Genomic DNA, 26,088 nt, shown 5'->3' with positions numbered 1-26,088 from the left:
CTCAATTTTTCCTGACCCCTTGGGTCACCTAGCCAACTGACGTTGTTAGTGAACATATTGTTCGCATATAAAGCCAATAGAGCCACCTGCCTATTGGCTTCTTTTTCAAAAGGTCTTAACTCTAACTGTTTGCGATAAATTGGGCGCGTAACTTTTCAATCTCATCACGCTTTTCAGCGGCCAGCTCAAACTCCAAATCCTGTGCATGCTGGTACATCGCAGCTTCCAATCGGCTGATCTCTTTTTCTAACTGTTGTGGCGACATCACTTCATAAGACTGAGACGGCTCAGCGACTTTCGACAGCGGCACCTGCCTGCCCGTACGCTGACGCTTGGATTTGGTGATATCTCCCAGCTCCATAATGTCTTTGATGTTGCGCTTAAGCGCTTGCGGAGTGAGACCCATTTTCTCGTTGTACGCATGCTGCTTTTCACGTCGACGATTAGTCTCGTCAATTGCCTTCTTCATGGATTTGGTAATGCTATCTCCATACAAAATGGCCTTACCTTCCAGGTTTCGTGCTGCACGCCCAATAGTCTGAATCAGAGAACGTTCCGAACGTAGGAAACCTTCCTTGTCTGCGTCTAAGATAGCCACCAGCGATACTTCAGGCATATCCAGACCTTCTCGCAGCAAGTTAATTCCGACCAGAACATCAAACTCACCCAAACGAAGATCTCTGATAATTTCGACGCGCTCGACCGTATCTATATCTGAGTGAAGATAGCGTACTCGCACATCATGCTCATGCAGATACTCAGTCAAATCCTCCGCCATGCGTTTGGTTAACGTCGTAACAAGCACTCGTTCATTTTTCGCTGCTCGGATACGGATTTCAGAGAGCAAGTCATCTACCTGAGTGGCAACTGGACGAACCTCTAACACAGGATCCAACAGACCCGTAGGGCGTACGACTTGATCCGCTATATCACCATCCGATTTCTCAAGCTCATAGTTACCCGGTGTGGCAGATACAAAAATAGTCTGCGGTGCAAGTGATTCAAACTCTTCAAATTTAAGAGGACGGTTATCCAACGCAGAAGGCAGACGGAAACCAAACTCCACTAAGGTTTCTTTTCGGGAGCGGTCACCTTTATACATTGCGCCTATCTGTGGCACCGTCACGTGTGACTCATCAATAATTAACAAGCCGTCGTGAGGCAAATAATCAAAAAGTGTTGGCGGCGGCTCACCTTCAGATCGACCACTTAAGTAACGAGAATAGTTTTCGATACCAGAACAGAAACCAAGTTCGTTCATCATTTCAATATCAAACTGAGTACGCTGGCTTATACGTTGCTCTTCCAAAAGCTTGTTGTTGTCTAGTAGCTGTTTCTTACGTATTTCCAGTTCTACTTTAATTTTTTCAATCGCTTCGAGAACACGATCTCGAGGGGTAACGTAGTGGGTTTTTGGATAGATGGTATAACGTGGCAGATCGCGCTGTTTTACCACTCCGGTAAGTGGGTCAAATACGCTGATACAATCAATTTCATCATCGAACATTTCAACCCGTACTGCATCTTGATCCGATTCAGCAGGGAAAATATCAATGACCTCTCCGCGTACTCGGAACTGACCACGTTCAAACGCGACATCATTACGCGAGTATTGAAGCTCTGCTAAACGTCGTAGCATGTCGCGTTGGTCAATCACATCACCACGGCGTAAATGCAACATCATTTGCAGATATGATTCAGGATCGCCCAAACCGTAAATAGCGGAAACCGATGCTACGATGATGGCATCTTTACGTTCTAGTAATGCTTTCGTCGCCGATAATCGCATCTGCTCAATATGGGCGTTAATCGACGCATCCTTCTCGATAAAGGTATCGGTGGTCGGCACATAAGCTTCTGGTTGATAGTAGTCATAGTAAGAAACGAAGTATTCAACGGCATTATTAGGAAAGAAAGATTTCATCTCACCGTATAGCTGCGCAGCAAGGGTTTTATTTGGGGCGAGTAAAATTGCAGGGCGTTGTGACTGAGCAATCACGTTAGCCAAAGTAAAGGTTTTACCGGACCCCGTCACACCCAAAAGCGTCTGGTGCGCAAGACCCGAATCTAAGCCTTCAAGTAACTGCTTAATGGCGCTTGGTTGGTCTCCTGATGGCTGATAATCAGAGACCAGTTCATAAACTTTGCTCATACCCTTCCTCAACTTTACTGCTTTCTGGCTTGTATATACACCTTACTATTCGGCTGTATATATATACACCTTAGTAGACAAAATCCATGCCTATCTGAGTTTTATCTGCCATTGTTAATAAATTTATCTCTTTGTCTATATCGCTATAGCCTTATCTGCGTAGCTCTGATATATTACTTCGCCCTAGCTAATGATTACCGCCTAGAGTCTTCATTTAATTTCCACAAGTTTTCCCCAAAATAATACTCAAATTCCTTTTATCCCCAGAAGCCTAAATTTTATCCACTTTGCCTGCTATCGCTCAAACATCTATAAATATTTGTTTCACATGCCTAAAATGTGGCGAAATTTGCTTATAAATGCAGACAAAACAAAACACGTTTCATATAAAATAGAATTACCCAAAATTCATCAACATAGTTATCCACAATTTTAGTGGATAAGTAACTCTAGCCCTTTACTGGTAAGCGACTCAAAAAAGTAAAGAGTTAAAGGTGATATTTTTTCAAAAAAATGCAATTTATTCCTGTTGACAGCAGATTGGCTGCTCGGTAAGATTTGCCCCGCTTTCAAGCAAAGCAATTCCCCCTTAGTTCAGTTGGTAGAACGGCGGACTGTTAATCCGTATGTCGCAGGTTCGAGTCCCGCAGGGGGAGCCAAATTCAAGAAAAAGCCCAGTTAAATACTGGGCTTTTTTCGTTTTAAACTGCGACAAGTTTGTACCAAACTTTTGTCACAGAGCTAGCCGCCCGCGTCGAGTCCCGACAGGGGAGATAAAATTCAAGAAAAAAGCTCAGTTGAAAAACTGAGCTTTTTTTCGTTTTGAATTTGGGATTTGGATATATGGGAAGACCGATAGCCGATAGTTAGCTAACACTCACTTGTTCTACTTTCAACGTGTACATCAGCAAAACCATCTGACTCATACGCAGTGAAATAGTACACAGCCACACAATTATCTTGCAGACTTTTTCCCTTAGGGAAAAAAGCCAAGGCGTAGCCTCCAGTATTGTCATTGTACAATTCACTTAGCTTAATTTGATCAACAACGCATACAGAGTAATCGCAAGTTGTTGAGTACAGGCTGTTATTGTTATAACCGTTACCCAAATAGTTAAAAGTATGACTCATCAGATGCTCTAATTTGTCGTCCCATATTTCTTGCGGGTAACCATAATAGGTTTGAATATAAACACCATTAACTTCCGTCTGAACTTCACGTTGTTTTTCTGTTCCCTGAATAAGAGATTGAGCATGCACACTATCAATCACAACTTGTAATGTCGCTTTAATTCCTTTTATTGTACTCGCCCGAGCATCGTCCTGAACATTTAAAAACTTTGGCACCGCTACTACGCTCAAGATCCCTAAAATAACGATAACAATAACAAGTTCAATTAACGTAAAGCCTTTCTGTCGTCTCATCTTTTCTCTTATTAATAGCCTGATTCAATTCAAAACGAAGGCATCTTACACCGAGACAGCAACCACCGCATGTACTTCATACTATTCCCACAAAAAAAGTAGCTTTCATCGACACTTCTTCCGAAACTAGTCACAAAATCAATCAAGTACTTTCAGCATTATTACAGTCGTCAAATGGTGAGCCAAACACGATTTAAGCGCCCCTTCAAACTGATCCACCAATTCTCATTTAACCCGCAAATCATTCACCAAGCCTCTGAGTCCGATAAAAATTCATCTATCTGATTCGCATAGACGGTTATTTTTCCACCGTGTATAAAAAACCACATCGTTCACTGGTTGTTATTGGTGTCACAAAACACGATAATATTGGGATCGGATTTTAAGAACGTAAAAACTATGACCGAATATGTTTTGTTGTTGGTCGGCACTGTGCTGGTAAACAACTTTGTACTGGTGAAATTTTTGGGCCTGTGTCCTTTCATGGGTGTGTCCAAAAAATTAGAAACAGCAATTGGTATGGGCTTAGCAACAACTTTCGTGCTAACGCTCGCGTCGGTGTGTTCGTATTTAGTAGAAAGCTACATCCTTCGTCCTTTAGGCATCGAATATCTGAGAACCATGAGCTTTATCCTGGTTATTGCTGTTGTGGTTCAGTTTACAGAGATGGTTGTACACAAAACCAGCCCGACACTCTATCGCCTGCTGGGTATTTTCTTACCCTTGATTACCACTAACTGTGCTGTGTTAGGTGTTGCTCTACTTAATATCAATGAAAACCATAACTTTCTTGAGTCAATCATCTATGGTTTTGGTGCGGCTGTCGGCTTTTCACTTGTCTTAATATTATTTGCCTCCATGCGTGAGAGAATTGCTGCAGCAGATGTACCGCTTCCTTTTAAAGGTGCATCCATTGCAATGATTACAGCTGGTTTGATGTCGCTTGCCTTTATGGGCTTTACTGGTCTGGTGAAGTAAACGATGAGTACTATTTTAATTGCGATCATCGCACTTGCTGTACTAGCGGCAATTTTCGGCGCCATACTGGGCTTCGCCTCTATCCGTTTCAAAGTCGAGGCGGATCCTATCGTCGACCAAATCGATGCAATCTTGCCCCAGACTCAGTGTGGCCAATGCGGTTACCCCGGTTGTCGCCCTTACGCAGAGGCGATTGCCAATGGTGACAACATTAATAAATGTCCTCCAGGTGGACAGGCAACTATTGAGAAGCTGGCGGACCTAATGGGTGTTGAACCGGAAGAATCAGCACACGATCTCGACAGTAAAGTCCCTACGGTCGCATTTATTCACGAAGACATGTGTATCGGCTGTACTAAATGCATTCAGGCCTGTCCCGTCGACGCCATTGTTGGTGGCACAAAGGCCCTTCATACCGTTATCAAAGAAGAATGTACGGGTTGTGACTTGTGCGTGGCACCTTGTCCGACTGACTGTATAGAAATGATTCCTGTGGCAACGACCACGGACAGCTGGAAGTGGCAACTTAACGCTATTCCAGTACTTGATATTACGGATGCTGCTGAAGATGCAGCGCACGTGAAAGATTCAATTAATTAAGGTTTCGTATGTTGTCTTTGATTGAACAAATTCGTACTGGGTCGCTCTGGGATTTTCCGGGCGGTGTGCATCCGGCAGAAAACAAAAAACAATCTAATAAAACCGAGTTAGTTCATGCCGCTATTCCGGCAGAAATTGTCTTACCGTTAAAACAGCACATAGGCAAAGCAGGTAAACTTCTTGTTGCGGCAGGTGACACCGTTCTAAAAGGTCAGCCACTGACACAATCAGAGACTGGCTTTACTGCGCCGGTTCATGCGCCTACCTCAGGTCGAATCACTGCGATTGAACCTCGCACAGTCGCTCACCCATCCGGGCTAAGTGAACTATGTGCTGTGATTAAACCTGACAACAAAGATACCTGGTGCGAAAAAACGCCCGTCGCGGATTACACCCAAGAATCCGCAGATGCATTAATCGACGTTATACGTGATGCTGGTATTTCAGGTATGGGTGGCGCAGGTTTCCCTACAGCGAAAAAGATTCAATCCGGAGTTGCCCGCACGGAAATCCTGATTGTTAACGCGGCAGAATGTGAGCCATATATCACTGCCGATGACAAACTTATTCAGGAACATGCCGACGAACTAATTCAGGGCATTGAGGTTGTCGAACATATCTTAAAACCCAAACTGACGATAATCGGTATCGAAGACAACAAACCAGATGCTATTAAAGCGCTTGAGAAAGCTGCTTTAAATAAAGATATTGTTATCCGCGTTATCCCAACCAAATATCCGTCTGGCGGCGAAAAACAGCTGATCAAAATTCTGACCAATAAAGAAGTACCTAGCGGGGCGATTCCTGCTGATATTGGCATCTTAGTTCAGAATGTTGGCTCTTTGTACTCTATTAAACGAGCTGTCATTGATGGTGAGCCTATCATAGAGCGTGTCGTAACCCTTACTGGTAAAACGTTTAAACAGCCGCGTAATGTCTGGGCGTTATTGGGCACGCCAGTACAAGCTCTGCTTGATGAATTTGGTTACAAGGCTGATAAAAAACTCCCTCGCTTGATCATGGGCGGCCCGATGATGGGCTTTACCCTGCCCCACTCTCAGGTGCCAATTACCAAGACAGCAAACTGTATACTTGCACCAACTCGCTTTGAGATTTCTGCAAATCAATATGAGATGGAATGTATTCGCTGCGGACAATGTGCCGAAGCCTGCCCTGCATCGTTACTTCCTCAGCAGCTCTTGTGGCATTCGAAAGCTGAAGAGTATGACAAATTAGAACAGTTGAATCTTAAAGATTGTATAGAGTGTGGCGCTTGCGCTTTTGTTTGTCCGAGTGAGATCCCACTGGTTCAATACTACCGCCAGGCGAAAGCTGAGATTCGTACCAGAGCTCAAGAAGCCGAAGCAGCTGACCGTGCAAAACAGCGCTTTGAAGAGAAAAAAGCGCGTATGGAGCGCGAAAAAGCGGAGCGTGAAAACCGCTTTAAGAAAGCGGCTGATGAACGCCGTAAAGAGATGAAATCAACAGGCGGCGATGACGCGATAGCCGCTGCGATTGCCCGGGTGAAAGCACAAAAAGAGAACATCGAAGACAAAGCAGAACCTGCCGTGAAACCGGCTGTTGCTGCTGCGATAGCAAAAGCGAAAGCCAAACAAGCAGCTGCAGCAGAAGCTGGTTCTGCTGAGCCAGATAACTCGGAGATGGCTAAGCTGCGTGAAGAACGTAAACGTCTTGCTCGTGAACGTAAAGCAGAAAAAGAACAGACAGAAACTCCGGCAGAAAACACTGATGATAAAAAGTCAGCCGTAGCTGCGGCAATTGCTCGCGCTAAAGCGAAAAAAGCACAGCAAGAAGAATCCTCTTCGCCAGAACCGGAAGATAAAAAAGCCGCCGTTGCTGCAGCCATTGCACGGGCTAAAGCGCGTAAAGCCGGACAACAGGTAGAGCCAAAACCTGCCGAAGAAAATGAAGCACCAGCTGAGCAATCAGAAGATCCGAAGAAAGCCGCTGTCGCTGCGGCCATTGCCCGAGCTAAAGCGCGTAAAGCAGGGCAAGAAGCAGAGTCAAAAACTGCCGAAGAAAATGAAGCGCCAGCTGAGCAATCAGAAGATCCGAAGAAAGCCGCTGTCGCTGCAGCCATTGCCCGAGCTAAAGCGCGTAAAGCCGGACAACAGGTAGAGTCAAAACCTGCCGAAAAAAATGATGCACCAGCTGAGCCAGCAGAAGATCCGAAGAAAGCCGCTGTCGCTGCGGCGATAGCCCGCGCAAAAGCACGTAAAGCTGAGGCAGAGTCAAATTCCGCCGAAGAAGTTGATGCGCCAGCTGAGCAATCAGAAGACCCGAAGAAAGCCGCTGTTGCTGCGGTCATTGCCCGCGCAAAAGCACGTAAAGCTCAGCAAGACGCAAATAAAAATAATAACGAGGAGAACGAGTAATGTCGTTTTTTATTGCCAGCTCACCGCATACCCGCAGTCGTCGTAGCACACCCGATTTAATGAAATGGGTAGCTCTGTGTGCGCTCCCTGGCTTAGCCGCTCAGACTTATTTCTTTGGCTGGGGAACCATTATCCAGCTAATTTTTGCTATTGCTGTAGCCGTTTCACTTGAAGCATTGGTAATGGTGAGCCGTAAACGCTCGCCAATGCGTGCACTTCGTGACAATAGTGCCATCGTTACCGCCTGGCTGCTAGCGGTTGCAATACCACCCTGGTCCCCATGGTGGCTGACCGTCATTGGATTGATTTTCGCAATCGTGATAGCAAAGCATCTTTACGGTGGCCTGGGGCAAAATCTGTTTAACCCGGCTATGGTTGCTTATGTCGTATTACTTATCTCCTTCCCTGTTCAAATGACAAGCTGGAGTGCACCGACATCGCTTATACCAGATCACGTAAATTTCATTGACACCCTCTCGCTGATTTTTACAGGCTTTGATGGTGACGGGCTATCCCTGCAACAAGTGCGTTCAGGTGTCGATGGTGTCACGATGGCCACTCCGCTCGATGCATTTAAAACAGGCCTTCATTCCGGGGCAACGCCAAGTGAAATCATGTCACAGCCTATCTTTTCAGGCTTGGCAGGCATTGGTTGGCAATGGGTCAACATCGCTTATTTTATCGGCGGCCTGGTAATGATCAAAAAACGTATTATTCAGTGGTACATCCCTGCTGGATTCCTGGCTAGTTTGACCCTGCTTAGTTTAATCTTCAACCTGATTACTCCAGGAGAGACGGCGTCGCCAATCTTCCACCTTTTATCGGGTGCGACCATGCTCGGCGCATTCTTTATTGCAACCGATCCGGTTTCAGCTTCAACAACAGTAAAAGGGCGTTTGATTTTCGGCGCACTTATTGGCGCGCTTGTCTTTATCATTCGCAGTTGGGGTGGTTTCCCGGACGGTGTCGCATTTGCAGTTCTGCTCGCCAACATGTGCGTTCCGCTGATTGACTACTACACCAAACCTAGAACTTACGGCCACTGAGGTAAACATGCTAACCGCAATTAGAAAAAATGGTCTGACACTGGCGATCTTTGCATGTGCCACAACCGGGCTAGTAGCATTGACTCAGTACTTGACTGAAGATCAAATAAAAATGCAGGAGCGAAAGCAGCTTCTGTCAGTACTCAATCAGGTCATCCCTGAAACCATGCATGATAACGCTTTGACCCAGGCTTGTACTCTCGTCAGTTCGCCGGATCTCGGCACATTACACCCGATGCCAGCGTACATCGCGACAAAGAATGGCGAGCCAAGCGCAATCGCGATTGAATCTATCGCACCAGACGGTTACAACGGTGAGATTAAAGTAATTACTGGCATCGATAACCAAGGCAGAGTTCTTGGTACGCGGGTTCTCAGCCAACAAGAAACTCCAGGTTTAGGTGATAAAATCGACCTTCGCGTGACAGACTGGATCCTTAGCTTTGCAGGAAAAGAGGTTACAGAAGAGAACTGGAATTCCTGGCGAGTCCGTAAAGATGGCGGTGACTTTGATCAGTTTACTGGCGCGACTATTACCCCAAGAGCGGTAGTAAAAGTGGTGAGAAACACCGTAAACTATGTAAACCAATCTCGTGATGAGATTCTCAGCCAGCCCCTAAACTGCACAGGAGGCAACGAATGAGTGAAAACAAACTGCTGATGAAAAACGGCATGTGGAACAACAACCCTGCATTGGTTCAATTGCTTGGTTTGTGCCCCCTGCTTGCCGTGTCGTCTACGATTACAAACGCACTTGGCCTTGGTATTGCCACGCTACTAGTACTTGTCGGTTCAAATGTCACGGTATCTCTCATCCGTAACTACGTACCAAAAGAAATTCGTATTCCAGTATTTGTGATGATTATTGCCGCGTTAGTAACTTGTGTTCAGCTTTTAATGAACGCTTACGCCTACGGTTTATATTTATCTCTGGGTATCTTCATCCCTCTGATTGTAACCAACTGTATTATCATTGGTCGTGCAGAAGCTTATGCATCGAAAAACGATGTATTACCAGCAGCTTTGGATGGCTTGTGGATGGGATTAGGCATGACCAGTGTCCTCGTCGTTTTAGGCTCTATGCGTGAGCTTATAGGCAACGGCACACTATTCGACGGTGCTGATTTACTCTTAGGTGACTGGGCTGCGTCTCTGCGAATCGAAGTGTTCCACTTTGACAGCAGTTTCCTTTTGGCGCTATTACCACCCGGTGCCTTTATCGGTGTTGGTCTTTTGATCGCACTTAAAAATATTATCGACAGCTCGATTCAGGCGCGTCAGCCAAAAGAAGAAAAACCCGCGATTGAACGTGCCCGCGTAACCAACGCTTAATATCAGCAGAATAAAAAATTAAGCTCTACCGCCGTAGAGCTTTTTATTAGACCGCCAAGACGGTACTGGAAGTCAGTAATGAACAAAGATAAAAGAATAGAAATTTTAGAACGATTAAGGGATAACAACCCAAACCCTGAGACCGAGCTAAACTGGAGCTCACCCTTTGAACTGCTGATCGCGGTATTATTATCAGCGCAAGCGACCGACGTAAGCGTCAACAAAGCAACAGACAAATTATTCCCTATTGCTAATACGCCGCAATCTATCTTTGATTTAGGTGTTGATGGCCTCAAAGAATATATCAAGACCATTGGCCTGTTTAACTCAAAAGCCGAAAACACCATCAAAACCTGTAAGATCTTACTGGAAAAACACAACGGTGAGGTGCCAGAAGACCGCGCCGCTCTTGAGGCGTTACCGGGTGTGGGCCGTAAAACAGCAAACGTAGTACTCAATACTGCGTTTGGTTGGCCAACCATTGCCGTCGATACACACATTTATCGTGTCTCGAACCGTACTAAATTTGCGATGGGTAAAACCGTCGACGATGTCGAGCAAAAGCTATTAAAAGTGGTGCCTAAAGAGTTTAAGCTTGATGTGCACCACTGGCTCATTCTTCATGGCCGCTATACCTGTCTGGCGAGAAAACCACGCTGCGGTAGCTGCATTATTGAAGATTTGTGCGAATATAAAGAGAAAGTATACCCAGATAGCTAAGGCTATTTGAATAATGAAAGCTAGGAGTAAAAAATGTCAAACGGTCGAATTCTACACACCATGCTGCGCGTGGGTGATCTAGACAAATCCATCAAGTTTTACACTGAAGTTATGGGTATGAAGCTACTTCGTACCAACGAAAACAAAGAGTACGAATACACACTTGCATTCCTAGGCTACGGTGATGAGTCTCAAGGTGCTGTGATTGAACTTACGTATAACTGGGGTAAGACAGAATACGAACTGGGTACTGCTTATGGCCATATTGCAATCGGTGTTGACGATATCTACACGACTTGTGATGCAATCAAAGCGGTAGGTGGCAACGTAACTCGTGAGCCGGGGCCGGTAAAAGGTGGTAGTACTCACATTGCGTTTGTAAAAGATCCTGATGGCTACATGATTGAGCTAATCCAGAACAAACAAGCTACCGCTGGTCTAGAAGGTTAAACTCTTCGCAATAATATTCAAAGGCAGGTCTGAACCCTGCCTTTTTATTTGTAAACAAAACCCTTTACTTGATAATAATTATCGTTTAGATTTATCCCAAATTCTATCTTTGGAAAGATGACAATGATCAGTGAATGGGAAAAGCACACACTTCTGGCGGATACTGCCCTACAGTTAGATGATCCTATACGCAGTATTCTTCACTACCAGCAGGCACTCAGCTTAAGTGAAGATATCAGCGAGTGTGTTGAAATCGAAGCTGACGAGCGTCTCTTAATTTCCGTTATCTCTTGTCATAATCTGGCGCAATTTTGGCGCTGGGCCGGAGACACTGAATACGAGCTCAGATACCTTCAGCTCGCTTCGGAAAAAGTATTAACACTTATCCCCCAATGCCCGAATAAAGACTGTAGCAGTTTTATTGAGTCTATCGGTTGCTGCACTAACGCCCTGATTGATTTCATGAAACGACATCCCAATCCGGTTATCGCTAAGCAAGTTGAAAAAATCAACACCGCGACAAGCTGTGAGGTGATCGCTAAGTTCCGTCTGAACTAAATGCACGGCGAGAAGCCGGTTATGGATCTTTCAGCGTCGAACCTGGCTGACGGCATCGAACTAACTGCTGACTAAACCTCAGTCCGGCCTAAAGAGATTACGACTCTTCGGTTTTTATCTTTACCAATTGGCGAGCTATTGTCTGCAATCGGTCGGCGTTTACCATATCCTTGTACCTGGATACGATCCTTATGCAACCCAAGAGACTTAAAGTAACTGCTCAGTGATTCTGCACGTCTTTCCGATAAATTCTGGCTGACACTTTTCCCATCGGTCGAATCGGTATAAGTAGAAACCAGTACCAGGTCGATATCTGGGTTATGACGAACGTAATCTGCAATCTGCGACAGCCTTTTCTTGGACGCCTTGTTCAACTGGTCACCCTGACGCTCGTAATGGAGTATCGTGAATGCGATGTCTTCAAAACTGTAGGGTAATAAGTTAGCAATACAATCACTAAAGGCATTGTATTTACTTTGAAACAGTACCGAAGACAATGCGACTTCTATCCTTTGGTCGCTACTTTGCCAATCCTGATAACTGAACGTCGGATAGCGCCCTTTTTCAAGTTCAGACAAAATACCCCAAGCCGTTTGCCCTCCAACATACCCATCAAATTGTTTGAAAAACTTTAAATCGGTAACACGGTTAGCACGCTCTCCCGGCCGCCACTGAGGTGGCATAGAAACGAGACTCACATTCCTGGTCTCTCCCATAGGGCGACGCATTTTTAACTCGAAATCTAAATTGATTTTTTTACTCGCACGCGACGAAAACACGCCGTCACCAAAGTTAGGGATAGGATGTACAAGTCGGCATTCTAGCGGCGTATTCACAACCATTTCCCATTGTGACTGCTGAGGAGTCGCAACATAACGCTTACTAAACTCCGCATAGCTGTTCGAGCTTATCAATGAAGTCAGAACACCACCAGTTATCAGCCATTTATTCATCTACGTACTTTCTCTTAAACGGCACACTTTTGCCGTTAATCTGCATCAATTCAAAAACAGTAATCTATGTGCAAAATTCCTGCCAAAAAGCAGTTAACACTGATTATTCGTATACGTTGGAACTTGCCAGCACTACAAATGTGAATGCTAGGTATCCGCCCTAATAAAAGGCGTTACTCATTCCCGGTTATAATCAACGTGTTTCACCTTTGTTAATTAAAACAAAAAGGGAATTGTAGTTTCATCCGAAATTGCAGTTTTTCTCATCGGAAGAATCTGCAATAATGCCGCCTTTGTACTCAAGCACAAGCCAACATGACAATAGAAAATGAAGCTCTGACCCTGAAAAAACGCTTTCGTGGTTATTTCCCTGTGGTAGTTGATGTTGAAACCGCAGGTTTCAATGCTCAAACAGATGCACTTTTAGAAATCTGTGCCGTCACTCTTCGTATGGACGAAGACGGTGTTTTGCATCCAGCATCCACTATTCATTTTCATATTGAGCCGTTTGAAGGCGCAAACTTAGAGAAAGAAGCACTGGAGTTTAATGGCATTCGTGACCCATTCAGTCCTCTACGTGGTGCGGTCTCTGAGCAAGAAGCGCTAAAAGAAATATACAAACTTATCCGTAAAGAACAAAAAGACTCGGACTGCTCACGTGCGATTATGGTTGCACACAATGCAGCGTTCGACTTAGGTTTCGTTAATGCAGCGAATGAACGCTGCAAACTAAAAAGAGTCCCTTTCCACCCCTTTGCCACTTTTGACACGGCCGCGTTAAGTGGTCTTGCTTATGGACAAACGGTTCTTGCCAAAGCTTGCAAAACGGCAGGGATGGAATTCGACAGCCGTGAAGCGCACTCTGCACTTTACGACACACAAAAAACTGCAGAACTATTCTGCGGAATCGTCAACAAATGGAAGGCTCTAGGAGGTTGGCCGCTTGTTGATAAAGGATAATAAACACAATATATAGGAAGTTGTATGAATCCTGTCGTTATTTCTGTTTGCGTTATGCTCGTATTAGCGTTGATGCGAGTAAACGTGGTTGTTGCCCTCACCTTCAGTGCCATTGTAGGTGGCGTTATATCTGGAATGAGCTTAGGTGACACTGTTGCCGCTTTTGAAAGCGGTCTTGGTGGCGGAGCGACTATCGCATTAAGTTACGCAATGTTAGGTACATTTGCCGTAGCGATTTCTAAATCTGGTATCACTGATCTACTTGCCAGAGATGTGATTAAACGTATCAGTATCAAAGAAAGCTCAGGCTCAATTACGGGTCTGAAATACGTAGTACTGGTAGCTCTAATTTTAGTCACCATGTCGTCTCAGAACATTATCCCTGTTCATATCGCGTTTATTCCAATTTTGATCCCACCTCTTTTAGGTGTCTTTGCAAAACTTAAACTGGATCGCCGCTTAATTGCCTGTGTACTGACGTTCGGCTTAATTACGCCTTACATGGTTCTGCCTATTGGTTTTGGTGGCATCTTCCTGAACAACATCCTTTTGAAGAACCTGCATGACAACGGTCTGGAAAATGTTGTTGCAAGTCAGGTTCCAACAGCAATGTTGCTACCTGGTTTAGGCATGGTTTGCGGTCTGTTGTTTGCGATTTTTGTCAGCTACAGAAAACCTCGCATCTACGAAGAGACTGAGTTAACTGTTATTCACGATACTCATCACGAAATCAACAAGCAACATATCCTTGTGGCGGCTATCGGTATTGTTGCCGCATTGGGCGTCCAGCTTTACACCGGCTCAATGATCATTGGTGCGCTGGCAGGCTTCATGGTCTTCACGTTTGGTGGCGTTATTGCATGGAAAGAGACAAGCGACGTATTTACTAAAGGCGTCCATATGATGGCCATGATTGGTTTCATCATGATCGCTGCTGCAGGCTTTGCCGCTGTAATGAAGAATACTGGCGGTGTCGAAACCCTAGTTGAATCGCTATCTACCAGTATTGGTGACAATAAAGGACTGGCTGCATTACTGATGCTTGTTGTTGGCTTACTGGTTACTATGGGTATTGGCTCATCGTTTTCTACCATTCCAATCATTACCACCATCTACGTTCCGCTATCACTGGCATTTGGCTTCTCTCCAATGGCAACGATCGCACTAGTTGGTACCGCAGCAGCTCTGGGCGACGCAGGTTCTCCTGCCTCTGACTCTACATTGGGCCCAACATCGGGTCTGAACGCTGACGGTCAGCACGAACATATTTGGGAAACAGTAGTACCGACCTTTATCCACTACAATATCCCTCTGATCATCTTCGGTTGGATTGCGGCAATGGTTCTTTAATAAAGAGTATTGACGTTTTAGATACTAAAAAACCGCACATCTGTGCGGTTTTTCTTTTTATGACAAATCTGAAATTAGTACATTAATGTAATTTCAGATTAGGACGCAGTACACGGTTGATTCGGCCAACCAACATCATCAAGCCGGTTTTGAACAGACCGTGTAGCGCAATCTGGTGCATCCGGTAAAGTGAGATATACACCACCCGAGCAATGCGTCCCTCAACCATCATCGAGCCTTTAGTGAGGTTACCCATCAAACTGCCCACGGTCGAGAACTGACTCAGCGAAACCAAAGAACCATGATCTTTGTAAACGTAGTCTTTCAACTCACGACCATTGATCATGGCAACTATGTTACTGAAAGCTCGGCTTGACATTTGATGCGCAGCTTGAGCACGAGGCGGTACAAACGTTCCGTCTTCCTGAGTACACTGAGCCAGGTCACCAATTACGAAGATATTATCGTCACGTGTTGTTTGCAGCGTGTTTTTCACGACTAGTTGATTGATACGGTTTGTTTCCAGACCGGCAATGTCCTTAATAAAATCTGGTGCTTTGATACCTGCGGCCCAAACCATGATCTTAGCCGAAATCTTCTCACCATCTTTGGTCGTCAGCCCGTCTTTCTCCGCTTTTGTCACCATCGTAGAGGTTCGGACATTTACACCAAGTTTAACTAATTCTTGGTGTGCAGCAGCTGAAATTCTAGGAGGAAGAGCAGGAAGAATACGCTCACCGGCTTCTATCAGGTTGACATTAAGCTTACTTGAATCCAGGTCACCAAAACCGTATGCACGCAGCTCTTTGATCGCATTATGCAGCTCTGCTGAAAGTTCCACACCCGTTGCACCAGCCCCGACAATGGCAATATCAACCGTACCCTGACCACTTTTCGCATGAAGTTTGAGGAACTCATTGTTCATTTCACTGCGGAATCGGTGGGCTTGTTCCGGGCTATCCAGGAAAATACAGTTTTCACGAACACCAGGGGTATTGAAATCGTTTGAAGTAGAGCCGATCGCCATCACCAGAATATCGTACTCCAGTTCGCGGCTTGGCATCAGTAGCTCGCCGTGTTCATCTTTAAGTTCACTTAACGTGATAACTTTGCGTTCACGGTCAATGTCCTGAAGGCTACCCATCTGGAAGTCGAAACTATGATTCTTTGCATGAGCACGGTAGCTGAGCGCATCAACACCTTCGTCTAATGATCCGGTTGCTACTTCGTGTAGCAACGGTTTCCACAAGTGGCTCGCTTTACGGTCTACCAGCGTTATGTCAGCACGTTTCTTTCGACCAAGAGTGCGGCCAAGCTTAGTTGCCAGTTCCAGGCCACCAGCACCGCCACCTACTACGATAATGCGTGTCACAATGATTTTCCTCTACAAAAATGAATAAATGTGTTCAGCCCGATGCCAGACAATCAGTCATACTGATGTGAGGCATCCAGCCGATGAATTCTTGGTTCTTAGAGGTGTCTCAATTTACTTGGATTAAAAACAGATGCTTTGTTTCTTATTTGTTTTTATCAATGATTTAGTATGCATCTATTACAGCGTCAGGAGTAAACTTCCGGACAATAACGGGCGAATTGATACTCGCTCTCATTAATTTTTTGACATTTATCAATTTATTTTAATGCGCTAATTATATAGAGCCATGTTTTGAAGGCAACCAAAATCCTTACTCTACACGCGGATTGACTACTTTTCGATTAGTTTGGGAGGTAATATATGTGCCACAAGATTTTCGCCAGAAACATTATTCATACAATCCAAACTGTATCCTCCGTTGGAGAACCAGATAAAAAGTCAGCACTCAAAAGAGTGCTGATCAAAAGTAGAAAATTGTGCGAATCTAGGTGTTCTTGAATTCCTTGACCCGTTGCAGATGGTGGGATATTTTTTTGAACTTGTGTGTTTGAGTATCATCCCAGATGATAGGGTAATGCTTTTCTAGTTCTGCGGCTGTGATTTTATTGTCGCGAACTTCATCTTCTCTCGACAAAATAACTAAGCACTGACCTTGATTTTTTGCACGGAACTGATCGACACATTTCGTCGCAATGTCTTCGTACTCTTCAGGACGGTCAATCCGTCCGGCCATATTATCTTCCGGATGCAAGTTAGGATTAAACATCACCTGCTTAATTCCACAAAGAAAACCAATTCGCTCAGACCAATAACCACCCAGACCGACTCCACAGATTAACGGATTAGGGTCGTCAGATTGGTCAATGACCTTCGACACTTCTTTAAGAAGGTGTTGCATATCATGCTTCGGATGAAGAGTGCTGTAGTTGATGAAGCGAACATCATCGTCAATGAATTGTAGTTGTAGAACTTTTTCGTGGTTACCCGGGCTAGTACTGTCAAAGCCGTGCAAGTAAATAATCATCTGTACCTCTCCCTGTCTATATCTGGTACTTATTTTAAAGCTAACACTATTCCCTTATTCTCAAAGGGGAAAATATCACAAGTTCTCAAAACAGTTTATACCCAATAAGTCTCTCAACTCGTTCGCACTGATTAAGTATTGTTCATCTCCCCATAATTGATAAGCAAGTAAGTACCAAAGCATCGCCATGACTAAAGCCCTTGGTTGCCAAGCTCTTACCCCTTCCAACCAGAGAGGGACATTCTCAATGTTCCGAATTTCACAATACCGAATTACAGAGTCTTCAAGAGGTGCATCTGCAACTTGCAGTGTAATGAACAGATCTAATCTGGGATCTGCCAGCCCCGCATATTCCCAATCAATCACTTTTATACCGTCACCATTTCTCACCAGGTTGTAGCAACCTAAATCAAAATGGCACAGAGCCAATGGAATCGCCTCTATGCTCGGTTCGCTGCGCCACTTCTTATAGAGCAACTCAAACTCGGTTCCCGAGTATGTTCCGCCTAATTCTAGCCAATAATGGTCAATTCGCGAGAGATAAGAGAAAGGAACAACAGAAATAACATTTGAAGGAGACTGGTGGATAGTCGCTGCAACGGACAATAACTCGTCCAGATTTATACTAACATTGGTGAGTGTCTTGCCCTCAATCCACTCAACAAGCAAGCCTTGCTCATGAAAGAGAACTGGCTTAGGGCCGATGTCGAGAGGTCCAATAGCATTGAGAACCTGATATTCGTTATGACGAGAAATGAAAAATGCTTTGCATACTTTACTTAAAGGCCTCCAGACATAAGCAGAGCCATCAGAGCTCTGCAAACGCCAGCAGCGGTTAGTCAATCCTCCGGTAAGGGTTTGCACTTTCACCGGAGGCTCACTGAAAAAGTCATCAAGAGCATTAAGGGTTGGGTCCAGCTCTTTTGCCTGCGACCAAGAAAACAGTGCCATTGATAACTTCCCCTGACTTACCGGTTAGAGACCAAACAGGCTCTTTGACTGAGCTTTACGAATTTCAGTTTCATCCGCCCACTCTATCAGGCCCGTTTCCAGATCCATAAGTCGCATGGTCATTTTGTAGTAAACATCCTTATCGCTTCCGGCATTCTTCACAATACTCGATAAGTTGCCGTAAAGCATGTACTGAGCACCGACCATTTTACCAAACTGAATCGCTGTACTCTGATTAACCAACTCATCGGTATTCTGGAAGTTTAACTGCTGACGAACAGACTCCACGCGATCCATATCGACAAAACGGAACTTACCAGAGTTCAGCATCTTGGTAGAAATCGTATCGGTAATAGATTCAGTATCAATATGCTCACTGGTTTTGTTCTTAATGCGCTCAACAAACACTATTGGACGTTGGTCACGAGTAATTGCTGCGACCGAGCCAGACATCATCATGCTATCAACCATTTCGGCCGCAATTGTTTGCAGGTCGGTTGAGCCAAAGTCAATGGTTGTGGTTTCCACACTTTGGGCATCACCGTAAGTGACCTTGTTAGAACAACCGCCCAGAATGACGGCAAGACCTAAAAGAGCAATAATACTTTTTTTCATGAAAGTTCCTTAGTTTCATCCAACACCCACACGCTCAAGGCGCAGAGCAAATTTAATTATCCCGAGCTGGGGTTAATAATCTTGTGCTTCTCTGATTTGCACTCGGAATCGCGTGCCATTTGGATTCACAGTGACTTCAGAAAGCGTAACTGGCTCGAAACCACGCACTATCATTTTGCGCCACGGGCCTGGTTGGGCATTCACTTCCAGGCCATTATTGTCATACCAATAAAAGCGGTAAAGGATATGTTGGTCTCCCTGATAGTTACTGCTTAACTGGACGACGCCTCTTGCGCGATCATCAATATAAGTCGTCCTGATGCTATCAACTAAAAGTCGACTACCTAATACGTTGTCGTTAAAAAAGACTTGCTGCGTCTGGCCATCAATTCGGATACCGGCAGTGTTACTTGCGCATCCGGTCAAACCTAACATCATCGCGAACCCAATCAACCACACTCTCATTACAACCTCCCTAATTGCTTATGCCACACCGTAGAATGAGTCCCCTGACGCGAAACCCAAACCAATGTCGTTTGCTGCGCAGGTACATCAAATTGATAGACTTGGTCACCTAAGTTCAAGTTCTGTCTTCCCGGCTCCACGATTTGTGATGCCGTTTTCACCTGCCCGGGTAACGTTTGCCAACTCCGGGTGTCTGGTTGCTCAGTCAACATATTCCAAACGTTAAACAGAAGATTACCAACATCGTCACCGTTCTTAGTCGCTTCTTTGCGGATACGGTCTTTCGCCCAAACCCGTATCGCCTGGCGGAACACCATGCTCATCAACCGTTCATTGAGATCGTTTTGCGCCATCGCATTCACATCCGTCAGTGTACTGGAGTTGAGTTGGGTGCCATTAAGGCTGACATCAGCAAAGCGCTGTGAACTTCGATTAGCATAATAAGGTAACGCTAACGAGTAGATTGCCCATCGGTTGCTGCTGTCGTAAATCGGTAAATCAATGCGCCATCCATTGAGAGCTTCAACCACCCCCTGCTCATCGAACACAATCACACGGCCTTGTGTCTTACTCAAACCTGAAGGTGCTTTTCCATAGCGTTTTTCCAGTAAGCGAAGGTCTTCACGCATACCAAGTTTCTGCGCCACGTACATCGTACTTTCAATGACTTGCGGGTTATCAGGCATTACAGCCAATGCACGACGATAATCCACATAGGCACTATTAAGATCGCGTGAAGTTTCATACAACAAGCCAGAAAGGTAAAACAAATAGCCATTTTGTACTGCGCCGAGTTTTTTCCCCGCATCAGGGTATCTGGCCAGTACACTTCCAAGGTTCGCGGACATACCCTGATTTTTAAGATCTTTTTCTGCCGCGAGTAACTCGCTTTCACGCGATTTTCTGGCAGCTTCTTGCACCTGATTAGCCCGGCGCACCTCGACTAATGCTCCTTCTAAATCATTTTTCCGTAAATAATTAAGTGAAAGGTATAAATGTAAAAAGCCCAGCTCATAATCAGCAGGGTGATAATCTCTGATGTTGTCATTGAGAGCGAGGGAACCGGTACTTATGGCCGTTTCAGAGATTGAAATTATGGCGCGTTCTTGCTGAGTACGGACTGCACGATCACTAACTTTGAATGCGCTGAGGCTGCTCTGATAATCCTCGGCAAGAAAGGAGAGACGACCTTTTTCAAAATGGCCAAGTATCTCACCACCAACATCTTCTGTATGAAGTTGCTCAGCTTTGACATATTCTCCGGCAACCACGGCCTGATACATTTCTTGGTTCTGGTTACTGTAATGGCTAAACAGGTTACCAGCAGATAAATTAGCACAACCAGACGCCATAAGAGCCCAACTAATCAGCCCGAACAGCTTCAAACCTAATTTCACATTTATCTCCGCAAATGTGTACTCAGAAAGAAACCGGGTCGTATACCTAAGTGACTTCAAGATGCAGGATTCAGAGCTTCATTAACGAGTTCAGGTCAAGCTTAATAACGGTAGGAATGGTTATTCTCTTTCAACGTTATTGAGCGTTGAGATGGGCTCGTTAATGAGCTCCTGAAAGGCGAGTTTTATTCGCTCCTATGCTACGTTGCTGATTTTCTACGTAGAGTAACTATGTATTCAAATCAGTGCCTTGCCTAAGAGCGAATAAATTCTCGCTGAACCAGCATCTTGAGGTTACTTAGGTATATTACACCACCCGTTTAAAGTCGTTTAGCTCAGTACCATCGGGCCTAAAGGACGACCACCCAAGAGGTGCATGTGGATATGGTAAACTTCCTGTCCGCCATGTGGATTACAGTTCACAATTAAGCGGTAACCGTTTTCAGCAATGCCTTCTTCTTTGGCTAGCTTCTTCGCCACTGTAAATAGTCTTCCCAGCATCGCTTCATCTTCAGCTTCTACATCATTAACTGTCGGAATCAACTTATTTGGGATGACAAGAATATGGCTAGGCGCACGCGGGTTGATATCACGAAAAGCAGTGACTAAATCATCTTGGTAAAGAACGTCTGCAGGGATTTCCTTACGAATAATTTTGCTAAAGATAGTCTCTTCTGGCATGGGGACTCCATTTAATAAGATTGTGTGACCCATTTAGTATGCTCCAAGCCAAAGCAGAGCTCAATAAAAACAGTGTTCACTTAACATTACTCACCAAGTTGTTTAAGCCAAGACTATTTTTGTCGTGTGCGTCATAAAATGTGCGTCCCAGACTAAATACAATTCAATGAATTTTGTTACTTTTTTAAGACAATTATAAATTATCTCCAAATTACCTTGAAACGCTTGCCTGAACTGTTCCGAACGGTCTTACCCTGCGCTTTAACGTCATTTGGATACTTGTTTGTCTATATATCGGGAGAGGACGCTCACTTATGCGAGGTTCAGTTATTAAACGGATGTATGCAGGTTTCGCACTGATCATCATCCTATTTGCAGTCACTATTGCCATTATGATGGGCGGTATGCAGGACATTCACGGTAAGTTTCAGACCGTATCAAAGTCATCATTACCACTCGTATCTCTATCAAACCAAACCAGTGTTGAACTTCTCTCTGCAGACAAATCTTTTAAAGACTTCCTGACCACCGAGAATAAAGAACGCATGGATGAAATGCGTCAGGAATTTGCCAAATCTCAACAACAATTTGAATCCACTCTGAGCGAGCTTGAATCGGCTAGTATGATCTACCCTTCTCTTGCTGAGCCATTTGCGGAACTAAAGACGCTAGAGCAAAGCTACTTTACTGAAGCACTTGAGGCGATGGACAATTACGAGTCAATGTTCGCGGCTCAGGAAGAGGTACAAAAATCCTCTCGTCGCTTCCAACAACTGAATACTCAACTTTCAGTTGGACTGAAAGAGTACGTTGATGACCAGTCCAGTATCTCAGTAAAAGTAATGGCGAAAAGTTACTTCATTAAACTGAAAGACGCGGAAGTTATTACCTCTGATGCATTAGCAAGTTCTAACTCTGCATTTGTAACCGAAGCGGTCGCAAAAAACCGCAAAGCGGTTACACACCTAAACTACGCATTCCGTGGTTTAGTTACTCAATTACCGGCCCTTGAAAAAGCCTTTGGTGAATCTGTAGAGCAATTTACTCGTGACGTAGGCCAACGCGGCGGGGTTTTGGATCAACACAATAACTATCTGGCAGCTCGCGCGGCTTTGTATGACAACATTGCTAATCTTACAAACAAAGTCGATTCAACAATGACTATTCTGGAACTGTTCAACACAACTGCGACAGATAAATTAAACGAATCTCTGACAGAAGCGGGAGATATCTACTCCGCAGGTGTAACTAAAGCGATAATCATTGGTGTGGTTGTTGTGCTGTTTGCTACGGCAATTGGCTATCACATTGCACAGAGCGTACGAGAGCCATTAAATCGAATTCTTACTGCACTTGAAAGCCTTACAGAAGGTGATATGACGCAGCGAATTGATATTCGCTTCAAGAACGAGTTTAGTCGCGTGAGTGGTCATATCAACACCTTGGCCGATAGCCTGCACGACATTCTAGTTAAACTGAACGAGGCGTCCGAAAACCTCTCTTCAACAGCTGCAACCAATGAGCACACCTCTTCTCAGGCGCAAACGCAATTAAGCACCCAACGTGAGCAAACCGCCAATGTTGCCACAGCGATGACTGAGATGTCACACTCAGTTCAGGAAGTTGCGCAGAGTGCCCAAGGTTCACTGGAGATGGTCAAACGCGTTGAGTCAGCATCTGAAGAAGGCCGCACTATCATGAGCGGCAATATCACAACCATTAACCAATTGGAAACCCGCTTACATGAATCTGTCAGCGCCGTTTCTGAACTGCAGAAAATGAGCGGCCAGATAGGCTCAATTCTGGATGTGATCCGTAACATCGCAGAACAAACCAACCTGCTTGCACTTAATGCTGCGATTGAAGCGGCTCGCGCAGGTGAGCAAGGAAGAGGCTTCGCCGTAGTCGCAGACGAAGTCCGCGTGCTGGCTTCCAGAACGACACAGTCGACAATTGAAATTGAGTCAATGATCAGTAACCTTCAGTCCAGCTCGCAGTCCGCTAACCACGTGATTCAAAGTTGTATGGATGATATGGAACTGTCTGTCGAGCAAGCCTCGAAAGCCAATAGTTCGATGGAAGAGATCCAGGCATTGATTATCGAAATCAGCCAGATGAGCACTCATATTTCACAAGCAGCAGCAGAGCAGAGTGAAACGTCTGCAGACATCGCTCGCAATATAGAAGATATCAACAACATCGCTGATGAGAGCTACCAGGCGATGTCAAACATAGCCCAAACCAGTGAGTCTCTAACTCATATGGCACATCAGCAAAACGAGCTGGTACACCGCTTTAAGCTATAATCTCCGCGGCGCTGGCTAGAAAAACACCGATATTTCACAGGTTCAACCAACTGTATAAGGGCGACTTTTTATGAGGTCGCCCTTGTTTTTTAAAGGCCGTGTCTACATATGGTTATTATGGCTGACTCATCCCCTTGCATGACTTTTTTCGAGCGGCCACATAATAAGGAAAATCTATGGCTGTTCATGTTGGCATTATTGACCAAGACCCAGTGAGACTGATTACCCCTCTGTTGGATAATCGCACACTAAGCTCGCACATTGTCTTTATTGGTGATTCTAACCAGAAGGATGTATTCAATCGTCTGAGTGATGTGTTAGCTCAGAGAGAGATCACCTCCGAATTTTTTGAAATCCCTTCCGTAGTCAATACTTCTTTGATTAAACAGTCTATCCAGACACTGGCAAAAGACCTTCACGATCGCGGGGAAAGCGTAAAGCTCAATGCCAGTTGTGGTCTTCGCCACCGCTTGCTTTCTGTCTATGAGGTATTTCGCACCTATCACTGGCCAATCTTTGTGGTTGAGCCAAATAGTGACAAGCTATGCTGGCTGTACCCTGACGGTAAAGAAGACACCCAGGTAGAAGACCACATTACAATTGCTGACTATCTGAACATTTTTGGTGCTCGGGGTGAGTTCCAGGATGTGGATTTGCCGCCACTTCTTGACAAAAAGCTGTACGAGCTAGGAGAGCGCTGGGCATCAAATGCGCTTGAGCTTGGCCCAGGTCTGGCAACACTTAATTACCTTGCGACAACGTGTCGTAAGGAACAAAAGCTGGATGTTGAACTATCAGAAAAACAACAAGGTTATCGTGAGCTGAACATGCTACTGACAGACCTTGTGGAAGCAGAAATTGCGACGTATGAAGATGGTATTCTGACCTTTGCCAACGAAGATGCACGTCGTTTCTCTAACGGTGAGTGGCTGGAAACCCTTGTTAACAGTACTGTGAAACAAATCCAGGACACCATGCCTACAATCCAGGATCGCTCTCTGAACGTTCAGGTTTACCGTAAGCTTGGAGAAAGTGAAGTTCGTAATGAGCTGGATGTCGCAACAGTCGTAAATAACAAATTGCACATCATTGAGTGTAAAACGAAAGGCATGCGTGATGACGGTGACGATACACTGTACAAGCTGGAATCGCTGCGTGACCTGTTAGGCGGCCTGCAAGCAAGAGCTATGCTGGTCAGCTTCCGTCCTCTGCGCCACAACGACATTACGCGTGCAGAAGATCTGGGCTTAGCACTGATTGGCCCTGATGAACTAAAAGATCTTAAAACGCACCTGACGGCCTGGTTTGAAGCCGCGGGCGGTTCAGACGAAGTTTAATCGAGTCAGACACATAAAAGCAGCATAATCGCTGCTTTTTTATTGTATGGGTATGCATCAAATAAACATGAAAAAAGCCAGAGGATAACCTCTGGCTTTTCTAAACTTTTCCGTCAACAACAGAAGAATTAAAGCATTTTACGCGCTGCTTCTACAACCACTTTAATTGAGCGAGCTTCTGTCTCTTTCAGAGTTGAATGATCCGGGATCTCTTTTTGTGTACGGTTAATAATAACGCCCGCTACACAACCAGCTTTAAGACCTGAGCTTGCACACATTGTCAGAAGAGTTGCTGACTCCATTTCGAAGTTCAGAACGCCCATGTCCTGCCACTCCTGCATTGAGCCCTGGAAGCGTTTAACTACGCGGCCTGTGAACGTATCGTAACGCTCCTGACCCGGGTAGAAAGTGTCACTTGAAGCTGTCACACCCATATGAACCGTAGCACCCGACTCTTCTACTGCCGCTTTCATTGCTGTAGCAACTTCAAAGTCAGCAACTGCTGGGAATTCCATTGGTGCAAAGTGCAGACTTGCACCGTCCAGACGAACGGAACCTGTCGTCACGATCATGTCACCAACATTTACGTGCGGCTGGATTGCACCAGTAGTACCAACTCGCAGGAATGTGCGCACACCAAGCTGTGCCAGCTCTTCAACTGCGATAGAAGTAGATGGGCCACCGATACCTGTTGAGCAAACCACAACTGGCTTACCATCTAGCTCTGCTCGGTATAGCGTGTATTCGCGTTGACTAGTAAGGAATACTGGGTTCTCCATTTGCTCCGCGATTTTTTGAACACGTGCAGGATCACCAGGAATGATGGCTAGAGTCGCACCATTAAGATCAGCTTCAGTAACACCTAGATGGAATACAGCTTGAGACATAAGTCGCTCCTTGTTATGGCTTATTTTTTCAACAATAAGCTCATTAATCAGTGGTTGGGTACAAACGCACTGTAACGAACCTTAAGAAGATATATAGTGACCAATGTCACGCAAATTAAATGCAAACAAA

24 protein-coding genes and 1 tRNA gene are annotated in these 26,088 nt (G+C 45.0%); 14 read left to right on the top strand and 11 right to left on the bottom strand.

Annotated elements, in window-relative coordinates; translation table 11 throughout:
• Window positions 1-121: 121 nt before the first annotated feature.
• Window positions 122-2,152: an excinuclease ABC subunit UvrB gene (gene uvrB, locus KHN79_RS04830; protein ID WP_182008229.1), complete on the bottom strand. Its 2,031-nt coding sequence runs from the start codon at window positions 2,150-2,152 to the stop codon at window positions 122-124.
• Window positions 2,153-2,735: 583 nt separating this feature from the next.
• On the opposite strand from uvrB, the gene KHN79_RS04825 reads away from it, so the two are divergent.
• A tRNA-Asn gene (locus KHN79_RS04825) sits at window positions 2,736-2,811 on the top strand.
• Window positions 2,812-3,022: 211 nt separating this feature from the next.
• Here KHN79_RS04825 and KHN79_RS21730 read toward each other — a convergent pair.
• Window positions 3,023-3,577, bottom strand: a complete 555-nt coding sequence (locus KHN79_RS21730; RefSeq protein ID WP_182008230.1) for a type II secretion system protein — start codon at window positions 3,575-3,577, stop codon at window positions 3,023-3,025.
• Between the two features lie 399 nt (window positions 3,578-3,976).
• On the opposite strand from KHN79_RS21730, the gene rsxA reads away from it, so the two are divergent.
• The 9 genes from rsxA (at window position 3,977) to KHN79_RS04775 (ending at window position 11,657) form a co-directional block, all read left to right on the top strand.
• The gene (gene rsxA / locus KHN79_RS04815) at window positions 3,977-4,555 is read left to right on the top strand and encodes an electron transport complex subunit RsxA (RefSeq protein ID WP_182008231.1); all 579 of its coding nucleotides are present in this window, start codon (window positions 3,977-3,979) and stop codon (window positions 4,553-4,555) included.
• A 3-nt stretch (window positions 4,556-4,558) separates the two neighbouring features.
• On the top strand, window positions 4,559-5,155 hold the full coding sequence (gene rsxB, locus KHN79_RS04810; protein ID WP_182008232.1) for an electron transport complex subunit RsxB: 597 nt from the start codon (window positions 4,559-4,561) through the stop codon (window positions 5,153-5,155).
• 8 nt (window positions 5,156-5,163) lie between these two features.
• A complete protein-coding gene (gene rsxC, locus KHN79_RS04805) occupies window positions 5,164-7,551 on the top strand; it encodes an electron transport complex subunit RsxC (RefSeq protein ID WP_182008233.1) in 2,388 nt (795 codons plus the stop codon).
• The gene (gene rsxD / locus KHN79_RS04800; protein WP_182008234.1) at window positions 7,551-8,597 is read left to right on the top strand and encodes an electron transport complex subunit RsxD; all 1,047 of its coding nucleotides are present in this window, start codon (window positions 7,551-7,553) and stop codon (window positions 8,595-8,597) included. The genes rsxC and rsxD overlap by 1 nt, the downstream gene beginning before the upstream one ends.
• 7 nt (window positions 8,598-8,604) lie before the next feature.
• Window positions 8,605-9,240, top strand: a complete 636-nt coding sequence (gene rsxG / locus KHN79_RS04795; RefSeq protein WP_182008235.1) for an electron transport complex subunit RsxG — start codon at window positions 8,605-8,607, stop codon at window positions 9,238-9,240.
• Window positions 9,237-9,929 (top strand): electron transport complex subunit E, encoded by a 693-nt coding sequence (locus tag KHN79_RS04790; RefSeq protein ID WP_182008236.1) that lies wholly within the window; start codon window positions 9,237-9,239, stop codon window positions 9,927-9,929. The genes rsxG and KHN79_RS04790 overlap by 4 nt, the downstream gene beginning before the upstream one ends.
• 78 nt (window positions 9,930-10,007) lie before the next feature.
• Window positions 10,008-10,649 carry an endonuclease III gene (gene nth / locus KHN79_RS04785; RefSeq protein ID WP_182008237.1) on the top strand — a complete coding sequence of 214 codons (642 nt, stop codon included), beginning with the start codon at window positions 10,008-10,010 and terminating at the stop codon, window positions 10,647-10,649.
• 33 nt (window positions 10,650-10,682) lie between these two features.
• Window positions 10,683-11,099: a lactoylglutathione lyase gene (gene gloA, locus KHN79_RS04780; protein ID WP_182008238.1), complete on the top strand. Its 417-nt coding sequence runs from the start codon at window positions 10,683-10,685 to the stop codon at window positions 11,097-11,099.
• A 123-nt stretch (window positions 11,100-11,222) separates the two neighbouring features.
• Window positions 11,223-11,657 carry a DUF2753 domain-containing protein gene (locus tag KHN79_RS04775; protein WP_182008239.1) on the top strand — a complete coding sequence of 145 codons (435 nt, stop codon included), beginning with the start codon at window positions 11,223-11,225 and terminating at the stop codon, window positions 11,655-11,657.
• Window positions 11,658-11,728: 71 nt separating this feature from the next.
• On the opposite strand, the gene KHN79_RS04770 is transcribed toward KHN79_RS04775, so the two are convergent.
• A complete protein-coding gene (locus KHN79_RS04770; protein ID WP_182008240.1) occupies window positions 11,729-12,610 on the bottom strand; it encodes an OmpA family protein in 882 nt (293 codons plus the stop codon).
• 315 nt (window positions 12,611-12,925) lie between these two features.
• On the opposite strand from KHN79_RS04770, the gene rnt reads away from it, so the two are divergent.
• Both rnt and KHN79_RS04760 read left to right on the top strand, forming a co-directional pair.
• Entirely contained in the window at window positions 12,926-13,570 is a 645-nt protein-coding gene (rnt, locus tag KHN79_RS04765; protein ID WP_182008241.1) for a ribonuclease T, read from the top strand.
• A gap of 24 nt (window positions 13,571-13,594) precedes the next feature.
• On the top strand, window positions 13,595-14,920 hold the full coding sequence (locus KHN79_RS04760; RefSeq protein ID WP_182008242.1) for a Na+/H+ antiporter family protein: 1,326 nt from the start codon (window positions 13,595-13,597) through the stop codon (window positions 14,918-14,920).
• Between the two features lie 82 nt (window positions 14,921-15,002).
• Here the strand turns inward: KHN79_RS04760 and KHN79_RS04755 are convergent, their stop codons facing one another.
• From KHN79_RS04755 to hinT, 7 genes are all read right to left on the bottom strand, one after another.
• On the bottom strand, window positions 15,003-16,292 hold the full coding sequence (locus KHN79_RS04755; RefSeq protein ID WP_182008243.1) for an NAD(P)/FAD-dependent oxidoreductase: 1,290 nt from the start codon (window positions 16,290-16,292) through the stop codon (window positions 15,003-15,005).
• A gap of 487 nt (window positions 16,293-16,779) precedes the next feature.
• Window positions 16,780-17,319, bottom strand: a complete 540-nt coding sequence (gene ycfP, locus KHN79_RS04750) for an alpha/beta hydrolase YcfP (protein ID WP_182008244.1) — start codon at window positions 17,317-17,319, stop codon at window positions 16,780-16,782.
• A 75-nt stretch (window positions 17,320-17,394) separates the two neighbouring features.
• Entirely contained in the window at window positions 17,395-18,270 is an 876-nt protein-coding gene (thiK, locus tag KHN79_RS04745) for a thiamine kinase (RefSeq protein WP_182008245.1), read from the bottom strand.
• Window positions 18,271-18,294: 24 nt separating this feature from the next.
• Entirely contained in the window at window positions 18,295-18,885 is a 591-nt protein-coding gene (gene lpoB / locus KHN79_RS04740) for a penicillin-binding protein activator LpoB (protein ID WP_182008246.1), read from the bottom strand.
• 72 nt (window positions 18,886-18,957) lie between these two features.
• Complete coding sequence (locus KHN79_RS04735) at window positions 18,958-19,350, bottom strand: YcfL family protein (protein WP_182008247.1); 393 nt, start codon at window positions 19,348-19,350, stop codon at window positions 18,958-18,960.
• Window positions 19,350-20,747, bottom strand: a complete 1,398-nt coding sequence (locus KHN79_RS04730; RefSeq protein WP_182008248.1) for a hypothetical protein — start codon at window positions 20,745-20,747, stop codon at window positions 19,350-19,352. Before KHN79_RS04730 ends, KHN79_RS04735 begins: the two co-directional genes overlap by 1 nt.
• A 330-nt stretch (window positions 20,748-21,077) precedes the next feature.
• Window positions 21,078-21,428, bottom strand: a complete 351-nt coding sequence (hinT, locus tag KHN79_RS04725; RefSeq protein ID WP_182008249.1) for a purine nucleoside phosphoramidase — start codon at window positions 21,426-21,428, stop codon at window positions 21,078-21,080.
• 314 nt (window positions 21,429-21,742) lie between these two features.
• Here hinT and KHN79_RS04720 point away from each other — a divergent pair, with 314 nt between their 5' ends.
• Complete coding sequence (locus tag KHN79_RS04720; RefSeq protein ID WP_182008250.1) at window positions 21,743-23,734, top strand: methyl-accepting chemotaxis protein; 1,992 nt, start codon at window positions 21,743-21,745, stop codon at window positions 23,732-23,734.
• 176 nt (window positions 23,735-23,910) lie between these two features.
• Window positions 23,911-25,071 (top strand): DUF1887 family protein, encoded by a 1,161-nt coding sequence (locus KHN79_RS04715; protein ID WP_182008251.1) that lies wholly within the window; start codon window positions 23,911-23,913, stop codon window positions 25,069-25,071.
• Window positions 25,072-25,199: 128 nt separating this feature from the next.
• Here the strand turns inward: KHN79_RS04715 and udp are convergent, their stop codons facing one another.
• Window positions 25,200-25,958: a uridine phosphorylase gene (gene udp / locus KHN79_RS04710; protein WP_182008252.1), complete on the bottom strand. Its 759-nt coding sequence runs from the start codon at window positions 25,956-25,958 to the stop codon at window positions 25,200-25,202.
• Between the last annotated feature and the right edge of the window lie 130 nt (window positions 25,959-26,088).

Origin of the sequence: Vibrio sp. B1FLJ16 (assembly GCF_905175385.1) — a bacterium.
Lineage (GTDB): Bacteria > Pseudomonadota > Gammaproteobacteria > Enterobacterales > Vibrionaceae > Vibrio.
The sequence above is the reverse complement of the archived record's forward strand: the minus strand, read 5'-3'. Positions and strand labels throughout refer to the sequence as shown.